Annotated in this window: 16 protein-coding genes; 3 read left to right on the top strand and 13 right to left on the bottom strand. The window is 52.3% G+C overall.

Translation table 11 applies throughout. The features are described from left to right. Positions 1-16: 16 nt before the first annotated feature. From KW828_RS00230 to KW828_RS00215, 4 genes are all read right to left on the bottom strand, one after another. Positions 17-592, bottom strand: a complete 576-nt coding sequence (locus KW828_RS00230) for a YrbL family protein (RefSeq protein WP_218334470.1) — start codon at positions 590-592, stop codon at positions 17-19. A 243-nt stretch (positions 593-835) separates the two neighbouring features. Next, entirely contained in the window at positions 836-1,831 is a 996-nt protein-coding gene (locus KW828_RS00225) for a DUF2891 domain-containing protein (protein WP_218334469.1), read from the bottom strand. A gap of 26 nt (positions 1,832-1,857) precedes the next feature. Continuing rightward, positions 1,858-2,844 carry a DUF979 domain-containing protein gene (locus KW828_RS00220; protein WP_218334468.1) on the bottom strand — a complete coding sequence of 329 codons (987 nt, stop codon included), beginning with the start codon at positions 2,842-2,844 and terminating at the stop codon, positions 1,858-1,860. Further along, the gene (locus tag KW828_RS00215; RefSeq protein ID WP_218334467.1) at positions 2,841-3,563 is read right to left on the bottom strand and encodes a DUF969 domain-containing protein; all 723 of its coding nucleotides are present in this window, start codon (positions 3,561-3,563) and stop codon (positions 2,841-2,843) included. The genes KW828_RS00220 and KW828_RS00215 overlap by 4 nt, the downstream gene beginning before the upstream one ends. Positions 3,564-3,817: 254 nt before the next feature. Between KW828_RS00215 and KW828_RS00210 the strand changes: the two genes are divergently transcribed. Continuing rightward, entirely contained in the window at positions 3,818-4,366 is a 549-nt protein-coding gene (locus KW828_RS00210) for a winged helix DNA-binding protein (RefSeq protein WP_218334466.1), read from the top strand. Positions 4,367-4,376: 10 nt separating this feature from the next. Here KW828_RS00210 and KW828_RS00205 read toward each other — a convergent pair whose 3' ends face one another. Together KW828_RS00205 and KW828_RS00200 are read right to left on the bottom strand one after the other, a co-directional pair. Next, a complete protein-coding gene (locus KW828_RS00205; protein ID WP_218334465.1) occupies positions 4,377-5,417 on the bottom strand; it encodes a linear amide C-N hydrolase in 1,041 nt (346 codons plus the stop codon). Positions 5,418-5,755: 338 nt separating this feature from the next. After that, a complete protein-coding gene (locus KW828_RS00200) occupies positions 5,756-6,973 on the bottom strand; it encodes an ADP-ribosyltransferase domain-containing protein (protein ID WP_218334464.1) in 1,218 nt (405 codons plus the stop codon). 355 nt (positions 6,974-7,328) lie between these two features. Here KW828_RS00200 and KW828_RS00195 point away from each other — a divergent pair, with 355 nt between their 5' ends. Further along, positions 7,329-9,833, top strand: coding sequence for an EAL domain-containing protein (locus KW828_RS00195; protein ID WP_218334463.1), 2,505 nt, complete (start codon positions 7,329-7,331; stop codon positions 9,831-9,833). A 44-nt stretch (positions 9,834-9,877) separates the two neighbouring features. Here the strand turns inward: KW828_RS00195 and KW828_RS00190 are convergent, their stop codons facing one another. From KW828_RS00190 to KW828_RS00175, 4 genes are all read right to left on the bottom strand, one after another. Beyond that, on the bottom strand, positions 9,878-10,831 hold the full coding sequence (locus KW828_RS00190; RefSeq protein WP_218334462.1) for an aminoimidazole riboside kinase: 954 nt from the start codon (positions 10,829-10,831) through the stop codon (positions 9,878-9,880). 25 nt (positions 10,832-10,856) lie between these two features. Then, positions 10,857-12,200 (bottom strand): carbohydrate porin, encoded by a 1,344-nt coding sequence (locus KW828_RS00185; protein ID WP_218334461.1) that lies wholly within the window; start codon positions 12,198-12,200, stop codon positions 10,857-10,859. A 121-nt stretch (positions 12,201-12,321) separates the two neighbouring features. Next, a complete protein-coding gene (locus KW828_RS00180) occupies positions 12,322-13,755 on the bottom strand; it encodes a glycoside hydrolase family 32 protein (RefSeq protein WP_218335323.1) in 1,434 nt (477 codons plus the stop codon). Between the two features lie 18 nt (positions 13,756-13,773). Continuing rightward, a complete protein-coding gene (locus KW828_RS00175) occupies positions 13,774-15,015 on the bottom strand; it encodes an MFS transporter (protein ID WP_218334460.1) in 1,242 nt (413 codons plus the stop codon). A 242-nt stretch (positions 15,016-15,257) separates the two neighbouring features. Between KW828_RS00175 and KW828_RS00170 the strand changes: the two genes are divergently transcribed. Continuing rightward, a complete protein-coding gene (locus tag KW828_RS00170; protein ID WP_218334459.1) occupies positions 15,258-16,253 on the top strand; it encodes a LacI family DNA-binding transcriptional regulator in 996 nt (331 codons plus the stop codon). A gap of 36 nt (positions 16,254-16,289) precedes the next feature. Here KW828_RS00170 and KW828_RS00165 read toward each other — a convergent pair whose 3' ends face one another. From KW828_RS00165 to KW828_RS00155, 3 genes are all read right to left on the bottom strand, one after another. Further along, entirely contained in the window at positions 16,290-17,498 is a 1,209-nt protein-coding gene (locus KW828_RS00165; protein ID WP_218334458.1) for an aldose 1-epimerase family protein, read from the bottom strand. Positions 17,499-17,945: 447 nt separating this feature from the next. After that, on the bottom strand, positions 17,946-18,425 hold the full coding sequence (locus KW828_RS00160; RefSeq protein ID WP_218334457.1) for a type VI secretion system tube protein TssD: 480 nt from the start codon (positions 18,423-18,425) through the stop codon (positions 17,946-17,948). 240 nt (positions 18,426-18,665) lie between these two features. Next, positions 18,666-19,358: a hypothetical protein gene (locus tag KW828_RS00155; RefSeq protein WP_218334456.1), complete on the bottom strand. Its 693-nt coding sequence runs from the start codon at positions 19,356-19,358 to the stop codon at positions 18,666-18,668. Between the last annotated feature and the right edge of the window lie 199 nt (positions 19,359-19,557).

Genomic DNA, 19,557 nt, shown 5'->3' with positions numbered 1-19,557 from the left:
TGCACCCCGCTTGCGTTTACTGAATGTTGTGAAGATCCCGCAGCATACGCTTGAGGCACTTAATTTTATTTTTATCGCGTATCGCGCCTGAAAGCTTACTGAGCTGGATAAAGGTTTTATCCCCGAAGCCATCGATGATTTTGAAGCGATACTCCTGACGTGCGCTATCCCAGGCATACACAATATTCTTACAGTGCAATGAGTTGATAATAACGTCGGTATTCACGAACCACGCTAAAAATGCGTTGAGCTTACTTAACTTTTCCGCGTCAAGCTCATGGTCCTTCGCAAGCTGGTAAAGCGTGCGGGCAATATTATTTTGCTCGTCCGCTTCTTTGACGATCACTTGCCCGATACCTTTATTTGTCTCGACCAGTCCTTGCATGCGCTGAAGAAACAGTGCATCAACATCGTTACGTGGTTTGCACTCTTTTAACTCCCGGTACACCTCACGAATCTTGCTTTTGTATTTCGGAATACCGGGTATCACAACTTTGATTAACAGTCGGCTATCTTGCGGATGCTGAAAAACGTAACGGTCATTACCTCTGGCCAGTAAATCATCATCGGTCAACGTAAGTTTGGGCATCATGGCAGATTTTGACTCTTTGATAAGATGATACTTATCGACGCCAGCCAATAATGGCCGGGCACGGTATCACAGATAAATTTGCATGATGTTAAACGTGGTCGGATAAACGTAAATTAAATGAGCCGCAGATTTTTCCGTTCCGTTAATAACTTTGTGGTTATCTCGCTGCCTATCACAATGTAAAAAGCCCCTTCTACCGGGGCTTTTGATGATGCGGATAACAGATAACGTGCGCCCTGCCTTTTACTCCAGCGCCAACAACGCAAAACTGGCCAGCCAGTGGCCACCGCTGTAGTGGCTGCCCACCACATGTTCCACGCTGGCCGCCAGATGGCGATCCACTGCGTTACGCAGCGGCGCCTGGGCGGCATGGTTTTCTGGCAAGGCTTTTGCGATATGTTTCATACACCAGGCGCGGCTCAGATTCAGGCCATCAAGATGCGCAATTTTCGGATCGGTGCGATCGCTGACTTCCGCCGGGTTCATCAGTGCTGAAACTGCCTCAACATCGGGTAAGAACGTATCGAACCATGCCGGGAAATGAGCCGCGACCTTACTCATCAGCAGCGCTTCGGTTAATGCACCGGAAATATACTCATCACCGCCAGGCTCATAATGCGCGGGATAATTCGTGTCGGCCTGGTAAAACCGCGTAGCCGCCTCGACAATGGCCACTTCCAGCGTACGGTCTTTGAGTTCCCGGGCATAATCCACTCCCAGCGCCAGGGCAAAGGCCGTGTTGTAATGCGTGCCTACGCGGATCGGGTAAGTGAGTTTACTGAGATACGCCATCAGCCGGTGGCGAATATCCTGGGTTAACGGTTCAAGTACCTGATGCCATGCTGGTGCCTGCGGCAGTGACGACTGCTTCAGCTCCTGTGCCAGCGCCAGCAACCAGCCATAACCGTACGGGCGTTCAAAAGACGCGCGGAACGGCGCGTTGAAATACGCCAGCTCCTGCGCCACCTTCTCTTCCGTTATGTGCTCGTCAAACAGCGCGATGATGTCATCCCGGCACGGCAGTTCCGGGTACAGACGAACACAGCGTAACAGCAGCCAGTAGCCGTGCACCGCCGAGTGCCAGTCAAAGCAGCCATAAAAAATCGGGTGCATCTGACGCGGCGATAATACATCACCATCATCATTAAGAAGATGCATGATGTGGTTTGGGTATTCCTGTCGCAAATACGTTAAAGGCATTCTGGCGAAAGCATCGGCCTGATGTTGCGTTAATTCCATAACCGCTCCTTAATTCCGTGCCGCGCTTAGCGAAACACAAGGAAATACATTAAAAACACGTTCACCACCAGCAGCGTCAGCGCCGTGGGGATCTGGATCTTGATAACCTGATATTTATCTTTCAGTTCAAGTAGCGCGGCGGGAACGATATTGAAATTCGCCGCCATCGGCGTCATCAGTGTGCCGCAGTAACCGGCGTACATGCCGATCGCCAGCAGCGGTGCCGGGTTTCCGTGGTGAACGTTGATCAGGAATGGCAAGGCGATCCCCGCGCTCAGCACCGGGAATGCCGCAAAGGCGTTACCCATGATCATGGTGAACAGCGCCATGCCCAGGCAGTAAATCACCACCAGCAGGAAGCGATTGTCAGGATCGACGAACAGGCTCACCACCTTTTGCACCGACTCACCGGTATTAGCGACCACAAACACCCCGCCCAGCATGGCGAGCATTTGCGGCAGGATCACCGCCCAGCCGATGGTATCCACAAGACGGCGAGACTGGCGAATCGCGTGCAGCGGCGTGCCCTTTGTCAGCCACCATCCGGTCAGGATCGCCGCGACACAGGCAACGCACAGCGCGGCCAGCGTAAGCTGTTTTTGATCGAGCAGATAGACGCCGCCCACCGACACCCCTTTCAGGAACAGGGTGCCGATAACCGTCACCACGGGGATCATCAGTGCCGGTAAAAATAGCCAGTTTTTCAGCCGCTGTGATGAAGCCACGCGCTCTTCATCGCTCGACATTTTATAGTGCCCTTTCCCCACCAGCCCAAAACCCGCCAGTAAAGCAATGGCAATCACGCCACCGCCGATGATCCGGTAGGCCAGCGACTTGCCCAACTCCTGCACCATCAGATCGCCAAACAGGAAAATGCCGCCGAATAAAAACCAGAACAGCGCGGTGGTAAAACGTTTTGTGTTAGCGCGATCGCGCAGCGTCATAATAACCAGCAGCATCACGACAAAGCCGATCAGGTAATAAACGCGGTTAATGGTGATTAACGTACTCATCGCGCCACCTCCTGTGTGCCCTGCTCCGCGCGCCATGCCATGACGTCGCGACGAATACTGGCATCAAGTCGCAGCAACCGTGTCATATGAATAATCAATGCTGCAATGGCGGTTGGGATCGCCCACAGGCCGATATGCAGCGGTTCAATCCCCTCGATGCCGCTCTCCTTCAGGAACGCATCGATCAGCAGCACCGCGCCAAACGCAATAAAGATGTCTTCGCCAAAGAACACGGCAATGTTGTCGCACGCCGCCGCATGCGCTTTGATCTTGTCGCGGATTGATTGCGGCAGCTCGCCGTATTCATTCAGCGCCGCCCCTTCGGCCATCGGTGCCAGTAACGGACGCACCGTTTGCGCATGACCGCCAAGAGACATCAGTCCCAGCGCCGCCGTACCCTCGCGCGCCACAAAATAGAGCATCAGAATACGGGCCGAGGTGGCGCTGGCAATCTTTGCCACCCAGGCCTGGGCGCGCTCTTTCAGCCCGTAATATTCCAGCAACCCAATCACCGGCAGGATCAGAATGAAGGTCGCCAGCGAGCGGCTATTGACAAATTTTTCACCGAAGGTTTCCAGCAGCATGCCAAAATCCATGCCGACTAATAGACCGGTAGCCAGCCCCGCTATCACGACCACCAGCAGCGGGTTGAAGCGCAGTGCAAAACCTATAACCACTATCGGTATACCGATCAGCGGCAACAACGTAGAAACATCCATACCATTTACCCTATCTAAAGTGAGCGTTGCGCGCCGGCGGCTTTTTTTTTAATACTTCACGTCAACGCGAAGCGTGATCCATGACGGCGAGAAATGTTGTGTTGTGTACAGGAACTGTTTTTCGCACAGCGCCTGCACTCAAAATCTATAACTTATGCTCAAAACCATGTAAACAATTTATCAATAAAATGTTCTTATTTTATCGCTTTGCGTTTACATTTTTGGCCAAGAGTCACAATCCGATAAGGAACGATATGACCGCAAAAAAGAGTGCCCCATCAACCCATCACGACGATATTACGGATGGCCGCATCGTCTCCTCGCGCCATCTGGTGTCTGAACGCTGTGCGGAATTATCCGAGCTGGAGTACGCGCTGATCATGACCAGCAATGCCTTTAACAAATGGATGGTGCGCTGCATGACCGCCGCGGGCGAGCCGGATATGGGCGCTTTTGATGTGTCGCTTCTGCATCACGTGAATCATCGCAATCGCAAAAAGAAACTGGCTGATATTTGCTTTGTTCTCAACGTGGAAGATACCCATGTGGTGACCTACGCCCTGAAGAAACTGGTCAAAGCGGGCTATGTGACCAGCGAAAAAGCGGGAAAAGAACTCTTTTTCTCGACCACAGACGAAGGTCGGGCCTTATGCATGAAATACCGGGATGTGCGCGAAGCCTGTCTTGTCAATATTCATGCGGAAAGTGGCATCTCTGGTAGCGCAATTGGTGAGACGGCGCAGTTATTACGCACCATCGCCTCGCTGTATGACACCGCCGCCAGGGCGGCAGCGTCATTGTGACGGGGTGTTATTATCCAGCGACAGGCAGGAACTGCTCGGTGACGTCGCCGTGTTTAATACGGCCATCAGACAAGCTGAGCACCCTTTCACCCTCATCAAAATCAATTTTCTTGAGGTCCACCCACACGGTGGTAGGCGAGCCTGCCAGGTCAAACATCATCACTTGATTCTTCAGATCGCTGACGCCACGCCATACTGTTGTGCTGTTTTCTGGGTTTCGTTCCGTCGTTATCGCGAAGGGCGTTGAGACATTGCGCATGACGGACAGCACGCTCATTTTCGCCTGCATGGCAAAATCTTCATCGGGAACCAGATTAATAAAATCGTTCACTTTTTCACTGCTGAGCTGTTCCAGCCAGCCGGCGGCGCGCATAAAACGATCAACGGAATGGGGCGAACCTGGCATATTTCTCGAGAGATCTTTCTCGCGGTAGTAATCATAAATTTTGGACATTGCTTCATAATTGGGATCGTTGGTCATTACCGCATTGCCCTTTTTAGGATGGATTTTAAGTTTGCCACCGAAGATTTCAATAATGATATTCTCGCCGCTTTTATCCGTGACCATATAATGTAAACCGGCTGTCGGCGCGGTGTTCACCATGTTTAGGGCTTCACCTTTAAGGGCTGTCTCTGCTTCGCTTACCGTGCCAAAGTTATCAAGCACGTACTGAATAAATTTCCTGGCTTCCAGGGTTTTTTCTGCGCTGGAAGCATCAGCGTAGCTACCCTCGCCCAGATATAACAGATCTGCCTGCAGGCCCTTTTCATTCATTCCGGAATTAGCCACGCTGCCGTTAAAGGAATAAGCCATTACGCTGCCATATTTTGCCGTCCACGAGAACGGGTGTTTCCCATCACTGCTGCGTTGCGCGTGTCGAGGCATGATATGCAGTTTTAAATTATCATCCTTATCCCAGTCCATGTTTCGCCCCGTCACCACTACGTTATCGGTTGTGGCGTAAGTAATGCGAGTACAGGCTTCTGCCAGTGAGAGTGATGACGCGGTAAGGACGGCGCTGCAAAGTAACGCAATAAGTTTCTTCTCCATTGAATATCTCCTGCATGTCCCTTGATAATAAACTGACCGTAGCGAATATCACCTTAGCACCCCGTCGTTGTAGTTAATTAATAGTACTAAAAGCTAATTAATTGTCTTTATAGCTTTTTTGATTGTATGAAAATCTATTTTTAGATGTGCCTCCTTTCGTCAAGGTTGGTAGAGCCATAACAGTGACTTTTAAAAAATTGAATAACCAATGAGGTTGAATAATATGAGTGTACCGAAGAACAGACGGCCAGCATGGACCAGTGAAAGCATTTGAGGCGTTCGCTCTGTTGTAAACGTAACGTCCTGTAAGGGCGCTACGTTCACATTTGATTCTTCAGTTAATAAGGCAGGAGCAGCGCACTGTCAGTCTTCTTAACTTCCTCTAACGTGACATGGTAGGTATTCGACGGTGCTGTGGATATGGCTGTAACTTTGAAATTTGCCAGCGGGGAATACAGTCTTTCGCCCTCCTCATTCTTAAATGACAGGCCACCAGGGATGGATAAACCGTTACTGCTATTGCCTTTCACCTTGAATATGACCTTTGCATCATCCTGACTATTTTTTGCAAAATCGCTGGCAACATTTACATGTCTGGATGTGGAAAAGAATTGCCCAAGGTTGTACACGGTTTCAGTGTTGTTCTTTTCATCAGCATTAAATTGTGAAATTAATGAGTTAATGCCGCTCTGTGTAATGCCTTGCCCGCGGTAAGTGGTGATATTTTTTTCTGTCGGGGTGTACCATGCTTTAGCGGCCGTTTCCACCAGCCCACTCAGTCCGCTACAATTTGCTTTAATAGTAGATGTCAGTGACTTATTACCATGGTTGAAAATCTCATAACCATGAACCCTGCGGTATTCTTCAACGACTTTACTCCCGCTCACTTTGCCACCAGAAGGAGCGTTGCCAAACTGATGACGTGCCTCACTATTGAGCGCTTTGCATCCCGCGTTACTTTGATAGATCATAGAAAAATTTTGTCGAGTCTGATGGTTTTTTTCTTCAGCCCTTTTCGCATCGGTTTCAGTTTTATCCAGCTTGTCTATTTTTTTGTCTATTTTATGTTTTTTCGTCTCAATATTATCAATTTCCTTAGCACACTCGGCGACTTCTGTTTTTAGCGCATTAACGATACTTAAGTCGCTGTCAATTTTTGTCTGTAACGTTTTAATCACCGTTCCGGCAGATACCGCACTCCCTTCAGCATTGATTTTATTGGCTGCCGCCTCGCGCTCAGTCTGATAACGGCTACCATGGAAAAGATTCTTAAAAAAGTTACTCGCCTGACCGTATTTAAAATGATCGTTTTTCAAACGTACCGTGGCATTCTCACCATGATTTACTGAGACTGCCTGAAGACTTTTAAGTAATGACTGGTTGCCAGCAATATTCTTATTGTGCGCGGTAATGGACTTATTTATTTCAGTTAAGCAATTTTTAATGCCTGTAATATTTTGTGATAAATTGTTTCTAAGCTTCTTTAATTCGACCCGCTCTTGACGTATGTCATTCACATGCACTGCGGTATTATTTCTAATAGAATTTATTGGCATTTTTCCCCTCACTGCCGAAGATATAGATACTGTTAATATATGAGATTGCAAAGACTTATAATGATTGCAGATTTCATGGTAGAGGGGCTATCAAAAAACGACTCTTAGTCAGACTTGACAGACCACATATTACCGAACTGAACCGTCTGATAGTAGTCACTGTTAACGCAGCCCAATTTCTCGCCATTTATTAAATTTAATGCCTTTTCTGCCGATAACCGTTACGGATACCTCTAAAAAATAATCACCCGTAGCCGTGATGTGTGAGCGATAAAATATGAACTGGCAACCCGGACAAACCCGTAATTTCGTCAAGCACGACACGCTTAGCATAGTAAAGAAATCTATGCTTTTTATGATCTTAATGATTGTGGTGATGTTTATTGTTGCCATTACCGCCACCTGGCGCGTTGCCAGCCAACAAAACGAGCGTGCAGATTTGCGCAGCGGCCAGTTATTAAAAACAGCGCTCGATAACAGAACCGCGACCCTGCGCGATCATCTGGCGGATTATGCCGACTGGGGAGAAGCGTATCTCAACCTTCATCAGCGTATGAACATCCAGTGGGCCTGGGACGGGCAAAACCTGGGGGATTCACTCTATAAACTGTTTCAGTATGAAGGGGTGTTTGTCATCTCACCGACGGGCCAGACAACCTACAGCGTGCTTAACGGGCAGCGCCAGCTTGAGCCGTTCGAAACCTGGCTCGGCGCGCAGGTGTTAAAGCGTCTGCAAAACGAACTGGCGCTCAGCAAAGGTGCGCCGCTGACCCGTATCATGATGGCCAACGGTGAGCCGGTCATTATAGGCGCGGCCTGGATAAAAACAGGCAGTGATGCGAGCGTCCGGCAGACGGCAGATAACTCGACGGTAATGATCTTTGTCGACAAACTCACCCCGCAGAAATTAGTGCAGATGGGCCACAAGTATGCGATTGAACAGGTGAGTTTTAAACCGTCCAACCCCCTCGCCCAGGCCGCTGATTATCGCGTGGGCATGGTGAATATACCCACCGATGAGGGTGACATGACGCTCGGCTGGAGAAGTGACGATCCCGGCGGCGCGCTGCTGAAATGGCAATTTCCGTTATTACTGGGGATGGGGATCATCACCCTGCTGTTTATTGCGGCGGTATTACGCAGCGTATTAGCGAAAGCCCGTAGCAACGACCGTAATGTCTGGTTGTTAAAACAGAGTCAACGGGCGCTGGCCGCCAGTGAACGGCGTTTTCGTGATGTGGCAGAAGCCACCACCGACTGGATCTGGGAAATGGATGAGCATCTGCAGCTTGCGTGGATCTCAGATCGCTTTCCGGCGATCACCGGCTATCCGACGCGGCAGTGGCTGGGGCGGAGTGTGACAGCGTTTGTGCCTCAGTCAGCCACCGCCATTAAGGAATGGTTCACGGATCCGGCGGCAGACACGGTTTTCACACGCAAAAACTGCGCTTATTTATCCCCCGAGGGACAAGGCAGATACTGCAACATTGTCATAAAACGTGTTGATGTGTCAGGCGGTGCCACCACGTTCCGGGGAACCGCGACGGATGTGACAGCCGAGCTTGAGGCTCAGGAGCGGGTAAAATTTCTGTCGTTCCATGACGAATTAACCGGCCTGCCTAACCGCATCTCCCTGAAAGATTTCCTCGAATCAAAGCTGCGTGAGCACCCCTATTCTGGCAACCAGATTGCGGTGATCACCCTCGACCTCGATAAATTTAAGCCGGTAAACGATCTCTTTGGCCATGCGACGGGCGATAAACTGCTGAAACAGGTCGCCCACCGGCTGGCGGGCTGCATTAGTAAAAACGATCAGGTCAGCCGCCACGGTGGCGATGAGTTTGTGATTATCCTGCCCGATATTCAGCATCGCGCCGAGGTGGACGCGGTCTGTAAAAACATCACTGCGGCGTTAAGTGCGCCGTTTGAGCTCGTCGATAACAACGATATTTTTATCGGTGTCAGCATGGGGATTGCACTCTATCCGAATGATACGCAGACTCCCTGGGATTTAATGCGTTTCTCTGACATTGCGCTCTATGAAGCGAAGAAAGACGAACACACCCGCTGGATCTATTTCAATCAGAATATGATCGAGCAAATCATTCAGCGCCGGGAAATGGAAAACGATCTGCGCTGCGCCATCAGTGAAAACCAGTTCCTTTTATATTATCAGCCGCGCTATGACTTTCGGCAGTCCCGCATCCACGCCGTTGAAGCGCTGGTGCGCTGGGAGCACCCTACGCTGGGCCTGCTGATGCCCGATCAGTTTATTCCGCTGGCGGAGAGTTCCGGCCTGATCATGGGACTGAGCCGCTGGGTGCTGCTCAACGCCTGTAAGGACATCAACGAGTCGCTGCCTGCGATGACGCTGTCGGTGAATATCTCCGCGGTGGAGTTTTTGAATCCGGGCTTAGTGGAGCGTGTGAAAGAAGCGCTTGAGGTTTCCGGCCTGCCCGCCGCGCAGCTGGAGCTGGAAGTCACCGAAAACGTGACACTGTCACAACCGGAACGGGTACTCCACATCATGCACGAACTGAAAACACTGGGCGTGCGCTTCCTGATCGATGATTTCGGCACCGGCTATTCCTCCCTTAACTATTTGCGCACCTTTCCTTTTGACGGCATCAAGCTGGATAAATCTTTTATTTTCGCCATGGAGTCTTCGGATAACGCCAGGGATGTGATTGAAAATATGATTAATCTGGGCAAATCCTACAGCCTGAACGTCACCGCCGAGGGTGTGGAAACCTCAGGACAGCTCAGTATGCTGGAAAAATTTAAGTGCGATGAGGCGCAGGGCTACTACATTGGCCGCCCAGTGCCGCTGGAGAAAATCCCGCAAAATAAGATGATGTGAGTGTAATCAGGGAGCCGCACAGGCTCCCTGTTTTATGACGACTTTTATGCCTGGTGCGTGAGGCGAAAGTGCAGCGCCGGCGCCGCGGCACAGAACGCCGCCACGCCGCCGGCATCAGGCAACGCCGCTAATGCACCTTTGGCGGTAGTGGCCAGTGCGCCACAGGCGCTCGCCTGGGTGATGGCCTGTTGCAATTGCGTCAGGTCGTCCAGCGTATTGCCCTGTGCCAGACTTGCCAGTAATCCCGCCATAAATGCATCCCCCGCGCCGGTGGTGTCGAGGCTTTGCACGGCATAAGCACTGACCTGCATCACCTGCTCCTGCCACAACACCAGCGCGCCCTCCGCACCACAGGTCACTACTTTCAGGCGCGACGGATAGCCGCTGAGGATCGCCAGCGCTTTGTCATGCTGCGCGGTGCCCGCTAACCAGTACAGCTCCTCCTGGGAGAGTTTAAGAATATCGGCCTGATGTGCAAAATGGCGCACGGTGTTGGCCATCTCCTGCGCATCCGGCCACATCTGTTCGCGCAGATTAATATCAAAACTCAGCAGGCCGCCACGCTGTTTAATACGGCCAATAGCGCGTACCAGCGTTTCCCGGCAGGTCGGGGCCACCAGCGCCAGCGAGCAAAAATGCAGAATATCGTCAGCAAATTCCGGCAAATCCTCCGCCGTTAAAAACTGATCGGCAGACGGATTGACCAGAAAAGTAAAGCTGCGATCCCCTTCATCGCCGAGGGACACCAGCACTGTGCTGGTGCGGTGCTGCGCGTCAAACTGCATATACCGCGTATCCACGCCCTCCTCAGCCAGCGTCTGTTGCAGAAAACGGCCAAACGGATCGTCGCCGGTGCGCCCGATAAACCCGCACTCGCTGCCAAGACGCGCGGCGCCGACGGCAACATTCACCGGCGCACCGCCGGCGCAGGCGGTGTACTGCATCTCTCCCTGCGGCAACAGATCTATCACCGCGTCGCCTAAAGCCCAGACCTTCATATATTCCCCTTAACGTAAAGTCAGATCAGAACAGGTATTTAAAGCGAACCCGCGCGCCGTAGCGGTCATCGTTGCTGCCACTTTCGGACGCCGACGCATCCAGCCAGGAGGCGTATGCCCCGAGGTAAATATTGAAGTTCGGCAGATCCATGATCTCCGGCAGCTGCCATGAGGTATGAAGCGTGTGGATGTCGTAACGGCCCGGCGCGAGGATCGCGCAGTCGCCATTACAGTCGGCATTGACGCCTGTCATATTGAAGCGGTCAATTTTGTTATGGGCGTAGATATAGCCCACCTCGACGCGATGCCAGAGCGCATTGATACCGGCGCTGAAGTCTTTTTCGTCGGCGGCATCCAGATAAGCCGTACTCAGATTCACCACCGCGCCGTTTTCCGCGTCGATCCGCTGCGTGTTCCAGCTCATGGTCATGCCATAACCGGTGCGGCTGGACTGATCCGCAAAGCGGCCGTCCGCCTGCTGATAGCCGTAAGCGTTATTCACCAGGTTACTCTCCAGCGCGGCGGCTACCGACCACGGACCGGACTGCCATGCTGCGACGGGACGCACATACACCACGTTTTTCCGGTTATCCAGCGCGTTACCGTGATAGTTCTTGTCGACGAACAGCTCACTGCCGTCTTCTACCAGCGTATTCACCTCGAAATACCAGTTATCGATATTTTTGCTGAGCAGGAAATTACCGCCGCTGTTACTGCGGCCACGCCCTTCTTTCATCATGTAGATATAACCGTAACCGTCGCTGTAGAGATCGTTGGCGGTATTACCGGAATATTCGATAAAGGTATCCTGATTTAACGGGAACATATCCCAGGCTTCGAAACGGCCAATTTTAATTTTCCAGTCATCCTGCTGACCAAAGAAAAACGCCGCGTCGTCGAGATTCATTTTGCCGCTCATATCCGCCAGCGGTTGCACGCTGAACCCGGCATATTTGCCGTCTGCGCCCTTTCGCAGCCCATCGAAACCAAGAAGAATGCGCCCGTTAATATCCCAGCGCTCTTTTTCCCCCGGCGTCCAGTTTTTATTGGCGCTGGTTTTCAGCGACGTCAGGCCGCCGGTGCGGCTGGCACCGTCCATATTAAATTCCACATCGCCATAAAATTTTAATTCGTCAGTGTCGTTGACCTGGAGTGTGGGTTTTACCGGTGCGCGGGTGGCAACCGCGCGGGGCGCATCCTGGCGTTTTAAAGCACGGATCTCGGCCTCTGCGCTGGCGGCACGCGCTTCGGTGGCTTTCAGCCGGTTTTCCATTTGCGCCAGGCGTTCTTCCAGGGAAAGCGTTTGTTGGGCGCAGACCGCGCCGCTGAAGACAGACGTCAACATACAGCCGATTACCAGTATTTTCATCGGGAAACCTTTTTTATTATTTCGCTAATCAATCATTAAGGGTGCAGGGATATTCCGGCGACACAGACAGCAATAACCCGCCCGTCGCCAGGGACGGGTTATTGACTACATATATTTTTAGTTATTCCAGCTGCCAGGCACCGCCCTCAGATAATACCGCGTGACCGCTCCAGGCAAATAAACGTAATTCCCGCTGACCGGCGTCCGGATAAATACGGCTGCTGAGGCATGCCTCACCGTCATTAACAAAAACTTCAACGGAGGAGCTGTCGATAAACAGACGCAGACTGATATCGCCCGCGAGGGAGACCGGCACGCTGCGCGTTCCGCATAATCCATGCTGCGGATAGGAACGCTCCAGCACCAGCCGCTGCTGCTGGGTATCCACATACACCCGCAGGCCTTCGCCCAGGCTCACGCCATACTGTTCAGCGGTGCTGTCGGCACTTTTCCAGTGCAGGATCACTTCCATCGCCCCGGCGTTTTCCGCCACATCGATCTGCTGATTATTGAGCGTACTGACCGGCCACGGGAACCAGCTCTGGCGCAGCGTTTCCACTTCTCTGGCCGGACGCATGCACAGACGATTATCGGCACTGAGGCTCAGCTCGCGCGGCAGCGACAACATGCCGGCCCAGCCATCCTGCTGCTCTGGCAGAGGCGACTCCCACATATCCAGCCAGCCGATGACAATGCGTCGTCCGTCCGGCGTCAGGAAGCTCTGCGGCGCGTAGAAGTCGTGCCCGTGATCCATTTCGACAAATTCACTGCTGCGCACAAAACGCTGTCCCGGCTGCCAGTCGCCGGTGATATAGCCGCTCTGGAACAGGTTTCGGTTTTTAAAGCCATCGGCGACCATTCCTTGCGGAGAGAACATCAGCACGCGCTTGCCGTTCAGCGTGAAGAAATCCGGGCACTCCCACATAAAGCCCATGCCCGCTTCCGCTTCATCAAGCACGCCCTCTTCCTGCCATTCGCGCAGATCCGCCGAGCGATACAGACGCACCTGCCCGGTTTCGCCCAGCCGTGCGCCGACGATCATCCACCAGCTGTCGCCCTCCCGCCAGACTTTCGGATCGCGGAAGTGATGCACGCCGGGCGGGGTATCCACCACAATTCCCTGCCGTTCAAAGTGAATGCCGTCGCGGCTGGTGGCGAGGCACTGCACCTGATAGAGGTTATCTTCGTTACTGGCGTCACCGTGGAATTTATGCCCGGTGTAGATCAGCGCCAGCGTATCGCCATCCACCACCGCCGAGCCGGAGAAGCAGCCCTCTTTGTCTTCCGGTCCTTCCGGGGCGAGCGCCACCGGCAGCGGTTCCCAGTGCACCAGATCCTGACTGCGCGCATGTCCCCAGTGCATCGGCCCCCATTTGGTTGAGTACGGATGGTGCTGGTAAAAGGCGTGATACCAGCCATCAAACCACACCAGCCCGTTGGGATCGTTCATCCACCCCGCGCGGGCGGCCAGATGGTAGCGCGGATACCAGCGCAGGTTGAGCGCCTCGCGCTTTGCCTTAAGTTCCTGCTCAGCGGCAGCAATTGTGTAGGTCATCATCTTCACTCTTTTTAATCAGATAGCGGAAAGTTGGGGGGCTTGCGGATCCGCCGACGCCTTGCCGGATCGCAGTAAAAACATGGAGATAAAGGTAATGGCGAACACCAGCATTCCCATAAACAGATAGGATTCGGCGAAGCCATATTTTTCGTAGCTGTACCCCGCCAGCGGCGACAGCACCGAGGCGATCACTGAACTGGTGCAGGCGAAGCCCACCAGATAAAGGGTCGAGGAGAGGCGCTTGTCGAAGTTCAGGCTGTTGTATTTGAAGATCGCCACCAGCAGCACCGGCAATTCCACGGCGTGCAGCAGTTTGGTGATGGAGATCAGCAGCGGCCCTTCCACCAGCCCGGAGGCAATCATGCGCATCGCCATTACCATGCCCGCGAAAATCAGGCCATTTTTCGCCCCGACGCGATTCACCAGCCAGGGCGCGCAGAACATCCCGGCAGCCTCCAGGAACACCTGGAACGAGTTCAGATACCCATACATCGCATTGCCCTCCTGCGGCGTGGCAAACTGCGACGAGAAATAGACCGGGAACTGCTGATCGTAGACGCCGTAAATACAGGTGCCGACCACGAAGAACACCAGCGCCCAGAAGCGCGGCAGCGTCAGCAATCGCAGCGCGTCTGCCAGCGTCACTTTACCGCCCGCCACTGCTTCCTGCATGGCATGGGGCGCTGACGACACCCGCAGACGGGCCAGCAGCACCAGGAAGACCAGACCCGAGCAGCTCGCCACCGCGAAGTTCAGTTTCGGATCGATGTTAAACAGCACCCCGGCGAAAAAGGTCGCCACCGCCCAGCCCAGCGATCCCCACATGCGCGCTTTACCGAATTCAAACTGGCTCTGACGCGCCACGCGCTCGGTATAAGACTCAAGAACACCGATACCGCCATTGAAAGTCAGGCCGATAAAAATGCCGCCAAACACGCTGCCGAGCAGCACGTTGATCTTCAGCAGATGACCGAACAGCAGATACGCCGGGCCGGAGAGGATCAGCATTGCCGTGAGATACCACAGCAGATGCTTGCGCAGGCCCAGTTTGTCCTGAATAAAGCCGTAGCAGATCTGCGCGAACAGCGCCGAAACCGACAGCACCGCAAAAATAATCCCCGTATCCCCCGCTTTCAGCCCGACTTCCTGATGCAGCCAGATAGAAAGCAATGAACCTGAGGAGGACCAGGTGACAAAAAAGAAGAACAGCAAGGCACTGAGTAACGGGTAACTGTGAGAATGATGGACTTTCATCATGGCGATCTCGTGTTGGAGGTATGCCTGAATGGTAACGTTAACAAAAGTAAATCCTCACGCCACTTTGCTACGATTTATGATGTTAATCACAAAAGTTAACGTTAACATAATGGAGATGAGATCGCGATCAACATTTCCGCGGTACGCCCGGCGACACGGTGGCAAAAGAATAGCGTATGATCCTTTTACATCAGCAACTTAGTTATACTGCCCTCGCAACGCAGCAATGATGGAGTAAGAGAATGGCCTCCCTGAAAGATGTGGCAAAACTGGCAAACGTATCGCTGATGACCGTCTCCCGCGCGCTCAACAGCCCGGAGCGACTGAAGCCGGAAACCCTGGCTCGCGTGCAACAGGCCATCGAGCAGACGAATTACGTGCCGGATCTGTCGGCCAAGAAAATCCGCGGTGCCCATGCCTCCCCCAGTACCATCGGCGTGCTGGCGCTGGATACCGTGACCACGCCCTTCTCGGTGGAGATCACCCTTTCCATTGAAGAAACGGCCCGCGCCCACGGCTGGAACAGTTTTGTGGTCAACATGTTCTCTGACGACAGCCCGGAAACCATGGTGGATTTGCTGCTCTCTCACCGGCCGGACGGCATCATCTATACCACCATGGGCCTGCGACAGGTGCCGCTGCCCGCCAAGCTGCTAACGCTGCCCTGCGTGCTGGCGAACTGTGAAAGCCTGCACGATCCGGTGGCGAGCTACATCCCGGATGATGAACAGGGCCAGTACAGCGCCGTAAAAGCGCTGCTGGCGGCGGGCTACCGTCGCCCGCTCTGTCTGCATCTCCCCGAAAAGCATCTGGCGACCATCCGTCGCCGTCAGGGGCTGGAGCGCGCCTGCCGTGAAGCGGGTATCGATCCTGACTCGCTCGATCACGCTTATATGGAATTTGGCGATGAACACTATCGTGACATGCCCGCCCTGCTGCTGGCGCATATCCGCGACGGCAAGCCGCAGTTCGACGCGGTGATCTGCGGTAACGATCGCATTGCATTTATGGTCTACCAGACGCTGCTGGCGCAGGGGTTACGTATCCCGCAGGATGTCGCCGTGATGGGGTATGACAATATGGTGGGCATCGGCGATCTGTTTGTCCCGCCGCTATCAACGGTGCAGTTACCGCATTATGAAATTGGTCGCCTGAGCGCGCTGCATATCATCAATCAGCATACGCACAAAGATACGGTGCGCGTGGAAAGTCCGTTGCTGCTGCGTGAGTCGCTGTAAAACGCGCCCCCGTTTTTGCGGGAGCGCGTGACCGGCTTACTCTTTAGCAATCGGCGTGGCGTTCTCGTCGATTTTCGTCTCGCCCTGAATCGCGGTAATTTTCTTCTCTACTTCCTTCACCTGTTCGCTGTTATGCAACAGGGTATAGGTCAAATCAAACTGCGTGCTGGCGCCTGGCTGCAACTGTTTCACGCGCTTCTGCTCGCGCTCGATGGTCACCGGATAAGCGTAGCTGGTGCCAGGCTCGATGCCGGTCACATAACCCTGTTTAACGGTGTCGGTGTTTTTCCACAGCGTCAGCACCGGCAACTGGCGGGTGTCGAACTGGATGGACGCGCCCTTGTCCCCCGCTTTGTTAACCACCGCCGCCAGCGTCTGATGATCGTCGCCTGCCAGCGGCTGGATATTGAAGACCATTTCGTCAAAGCCTTTGGTTGGCCCGGCGTAGGTCTGCCAGTTTTTCAGGCCGTCTTTGGCATAGTCATTGAACGGACTGATGCTGGACATCGGGGCAAGGAAGCGCGCGCCCTCTTCCAGGATCGGCATACCGAAGTTGCTGTGATAGATGATCTGGTAATCGTGCGGATAATCCGCGTGATTGGTCAGCACATCGTGCAGGCTGAAGCTGTTGCTGCCAGGCACGTAGCGCAGCTCGGTCAGGGTCTGCAAATCGGCTTTCTTAAAGGTGCTCTCTTTTATCAGCCCGCGGATCCGGATCTCATGGGGGGCGGCGTCAGCCACCTCGACTTCCACCTGTGAAGCAGGCGTATTCCCGGCTTTGCCGTGCAGGGTGTAGATTTGCCCGTCAGCGGTGACCGGATGCCCGGTCCACTCGTAGCCGCAGCGCACCATCATTTCATTGAAACCTTCCAGCCAGCCCAGTCCGTTGCGGCTTTCCAGATTAATAAATGCCGGATTGACGACCTCTTTTACCGGCGAATCCCAGCCCATTTTTGAGCCAAAACCTTCTACGCGCAGCAGGTTCATGCCGCGGGTCGGGCTGAGGGTGATGGTCAGCCCGTCCTTGCTGGTAATAACAAGGATTTTACTGCCTTCCTGCTTACCGCCGTGCAGCACTTTTTGTTCGATGCTGAACGGCTTGTCTTTGATTTTCAGCTGCTCGCTGGAAATCTTCCAGTTTCCTTTATCCATGCCCTGTTCAGCGCTGGTCAGCACCCAGGTTTTTGCCGCTACCTGACCGGAAACCATCACTGCAACTACCGTTAAAGCCAGTTTAATTTTCATTTTTAATCCTTTTTGCTGAATCGATTATTGCCTGACGACTAAAAATCTACTGGTTTGCAGGTTAAAGAAATGTGACGAAGTTCAACTGGCGAGAAATGACGCGGAAATAACCGGTATTTTGTGTTTTATATCGCTTTATAAGTGAAATAGCCCCGCATTTTTGCGGTAAATATGCGGGGTGACGCAGTATTTGCTTTATCGTTTCAGCTATCAATAAGCTGTTGCAGGTTGTGGTGTGGCGCGAAGATTATTGGCGCGTTTATCAGCGCTGCGCCTATCAGTTATCCATTGAGTTATAACTGAGCATCACGATTTTCTGTCAGAGGAAACCGACAGGCACGATCATGAACCATCTTCGCCAGTTGTGGTTTTCAGCAGTAAAGTCGGCTGTTTTCTCTCCTCGTTACTGCCAGAGGAGGTATTTGCCTCCTCTGATGCCTTTAGTTATCACGCACAGTAACGATCGTTCCATGAATCACGATAGATGATATTTCCTTCTGTATACTTCCAGGTGATCGCCTCATAACGCAATTCTAGAGTTTCAAGGTGAGTGCTACTCATACCGTTAGGAGCCATATATGGCGCAACTGTTGTGAACTTAACGTTTTCCAGAATGATATTGAAATATTCGGCCTCTATACCTGACTCCATAATACGATACATTTTGATTGTCGCCTTTTTCATGCTTCGGCCTTCGCAGACAGCGCGGTACAGGAGTGGTGTTGTCTGATCAAATTCTTTCACTATTGTGATCGGGCTATGAACGCGTGTGCCTGTAAGTTTGCCCCAACTGGGATCCACTGGAATGGACACACCATGCGAAAATGATTTTAATTCGATGGAACCTAAACGCAGGGGCATTAAACAGCTGCCGATAATCGGCGATCCATTTTCATCTTCAAGCCATAAATGAGCGGGAGTAGACATATAACTTCCTTATCAGTGAAGATTCAAATTACAGTAATGTTACCGCTGTTACCATTTGCAGTAACGCGTGAAAATAACAATCATAACTATGGCGAATACTCCTGTAGGCCAGACAGGGCTATCAGGAAAAAAAATAGCCCTGGAGCAATGCAAAAATAATCGTAAGAATTACGGGGCCGTACAGCGATGAAAAAAATCTGAGTTGCCACAGTAGAAATTTCTTAAGTGATCGAATCATGGTTATCTGATCATCCGGGTGATGATATTTGCTATACCGGAATCAGACGACCATTGCGCTTCACGTGCGCCCGCGCGCTCGAATACCGGTTCAATCAAGAAATACATCATTTCCAGTTGTTGCATGTAAAGTGCAGAGTAATACGCTGGATATTGGACTTGAAGACGGCGAGCACTATCCGCCGCTTTCTGAACCAGGCCATACGTGGCCACAATCCCCGCCGCCGTACCCGTTGCACGACCCGTTAGGGAGCTGAGTTGCAGACTTAGATTCAATCCGATACGGACGCTGGTAGCGACTGCTAAAGCGTATCCCGCACCTGTAAGCGTGCTGGCCGCGATATGTACATTCACGGCCATTAGTGCTTTTTTTATATGCTCTAATTGGGCATTAGTTTTGTATTTGAATATTTCTTCAAAGTAGACCCGCAGCATTTCATAGACAACGTCACCTTGCTGGATAATGCGAATAACAGCATTTCTGAAACGCATGTCCTCCGTCTTTTGCTGCTGGCAAACATCATTATATTCATCGGTAAAACAAGACGTGTAATACAGCAGGCGGGTAGCGCCCTTACCTAAGGTTTCAACTTGATTTGTAACCTGCTGGCCGACGGCAGAAACTGCCTGATCCAACTTTAATGCGAGGATCCTGTTAGTTTGTAGGTAACTGATAACTTCATTGTTAATGTACATAACCGCTCCATGCTAATTTTCGTTAAATCCAGTTTTATATTATTTCCCTCGGGAAGCTGTTCTGTTAACAGTGGGTCGAGAAACGAAAACTCATCCAGCCAGATCGCTAATTGAATAGGACTTACTTACCTGTGATTAGCGTGCTGTAACTATAGAGTGTGAAAGAGCCCAAAAATGTAAGCCAGTTCACATGTCGTTT

The organism is Enterobacter sp. ENT03 (genome assembly GCF_019218745.1).
GTDB lineage: Bacteria > Pseudomonadota > Gammaproteobacteria > Enterobacterales > Enterobacteriaceae > Enterobacter_D.
Note: the sequence above shows the minus strand (reverse complement) of the source record. Positions and strands in the feature narration are given on the sequence as shown.

Excerpts from the sequence above, each read along its gene's own strand:
- KW828_RS00230 (WP_218334470.1), bottom strand. The coding sequence starts at position 592 with ATGATGCCCAAACTTACGTTGACCGATGATGATTTACTGGCCAGAGGT.
- KW828_RS00225 (WP_218334469.1), bottom strand. The coding sequence starts at position 1,831 with ATGGAATTAACGCAACATCAGGCCGATGCTTTCGCCAGAATGCCTTTA.
- KW828_RS00220 (WP_218334468.1), bottom strand. The coding sequence starts at position 2,844 with ATGAGTACGTTAATCACCATTAACCGCGTTTATTACCTGATCGGCTTT.
- KW828_RS00215 (WP_218334467.1), bottom strand. The coding sequence starts at position 3,563 with ATGGATGTTTCTACGTTGTTGCCGCTGATCGGTATACCGATAGTGGTT.
- KW828_RS00210 (WP_218334466.1), top strand. The coding sequence starts at position 3,818 with ATGACCGCAAAAAAGAGTGCCCCATCAACCCATCACGACGATATTACG.
- KW828_RS00205 (WP_218334465.1), bottom strand. The coding sequence starts at position 5,417 with ATGGAGAAGAAACTTATTGCGTTACTTTGCAGCGCCGTCCTTACCGCG.
- KW828_RS00200 (WP_218334464.1), bottom strand. The coding sequence starts at position 6,973 with ATGCCAATAAATTCTATTAGAAATAATACCGCAGTGCATGTGAATGAC.
- KW828_RS00195 (WP_218334463.1), top strand. The coding sequence starts at position 7,329 with ATGATCTTAATGATTGTGGTGATGTTTATTGTTGCCATTACCGCCACC.
- KW828_RS00190 (WP_218334462.1), bottom strand. The coding sequence starts at position 10,831 with ATGAAGGTCTGGGCTTTAGGCGACGCGGTGATAGATCTGTTGCCGCAG.
- KW828_RS00185 (WP_218334461.1), bottom strand. The coding sequence starts at position 12,200 with ATGAAAATACTGGTAATCGGCTGTATGTTGACGTCTGTCTTCAGCGGC.
- KW828_RS00180 (WP_218335323.1), bottom strand. The coding sequence starts at position 13,755 with ATGACCTACACAATTGCTGCCGCTGAGCAGGAACTTAAGGCAAAGCGC.
- KW828_RS00175 (WP_218334460.1), bottom strand. The coding sequence starts at position 15,015 with ATGATGAAAGTCCATCATTCTCACAGTTACCCGTTACTCAGTGCCTTG.
- KW828_RS00170 (WP_218334459.1), top strand. The coding sequence starts at position 15,258 with ATGGCCTCCCTGAAAGATGTGGCAAAACTGGCAAACGTATCGCTGATG.
- KW828_RS00165 (WP_218334458.1), bottom strand. The coding sequence starts at position 17,498 with ATGAAAATTAAACTGGCTTTAACGGTAGTTGCAGTGATGGTTTCCGGT.
- KW828_RS00160 (WP_218334457.1), bottom strand. The coding sequence starts at position 18,425 with ATGTCTACTCCCGCTCATTTATGGCTTGAAGATGAAAATGGATCGCCG.
- KW828_RS00155 (WP_218334456.1), bottom strand. The coding sequence starts at position 19,358 with ATGTACATTAACAATGAAGTTATCAGTTACCTACAAACTAACAGGATC.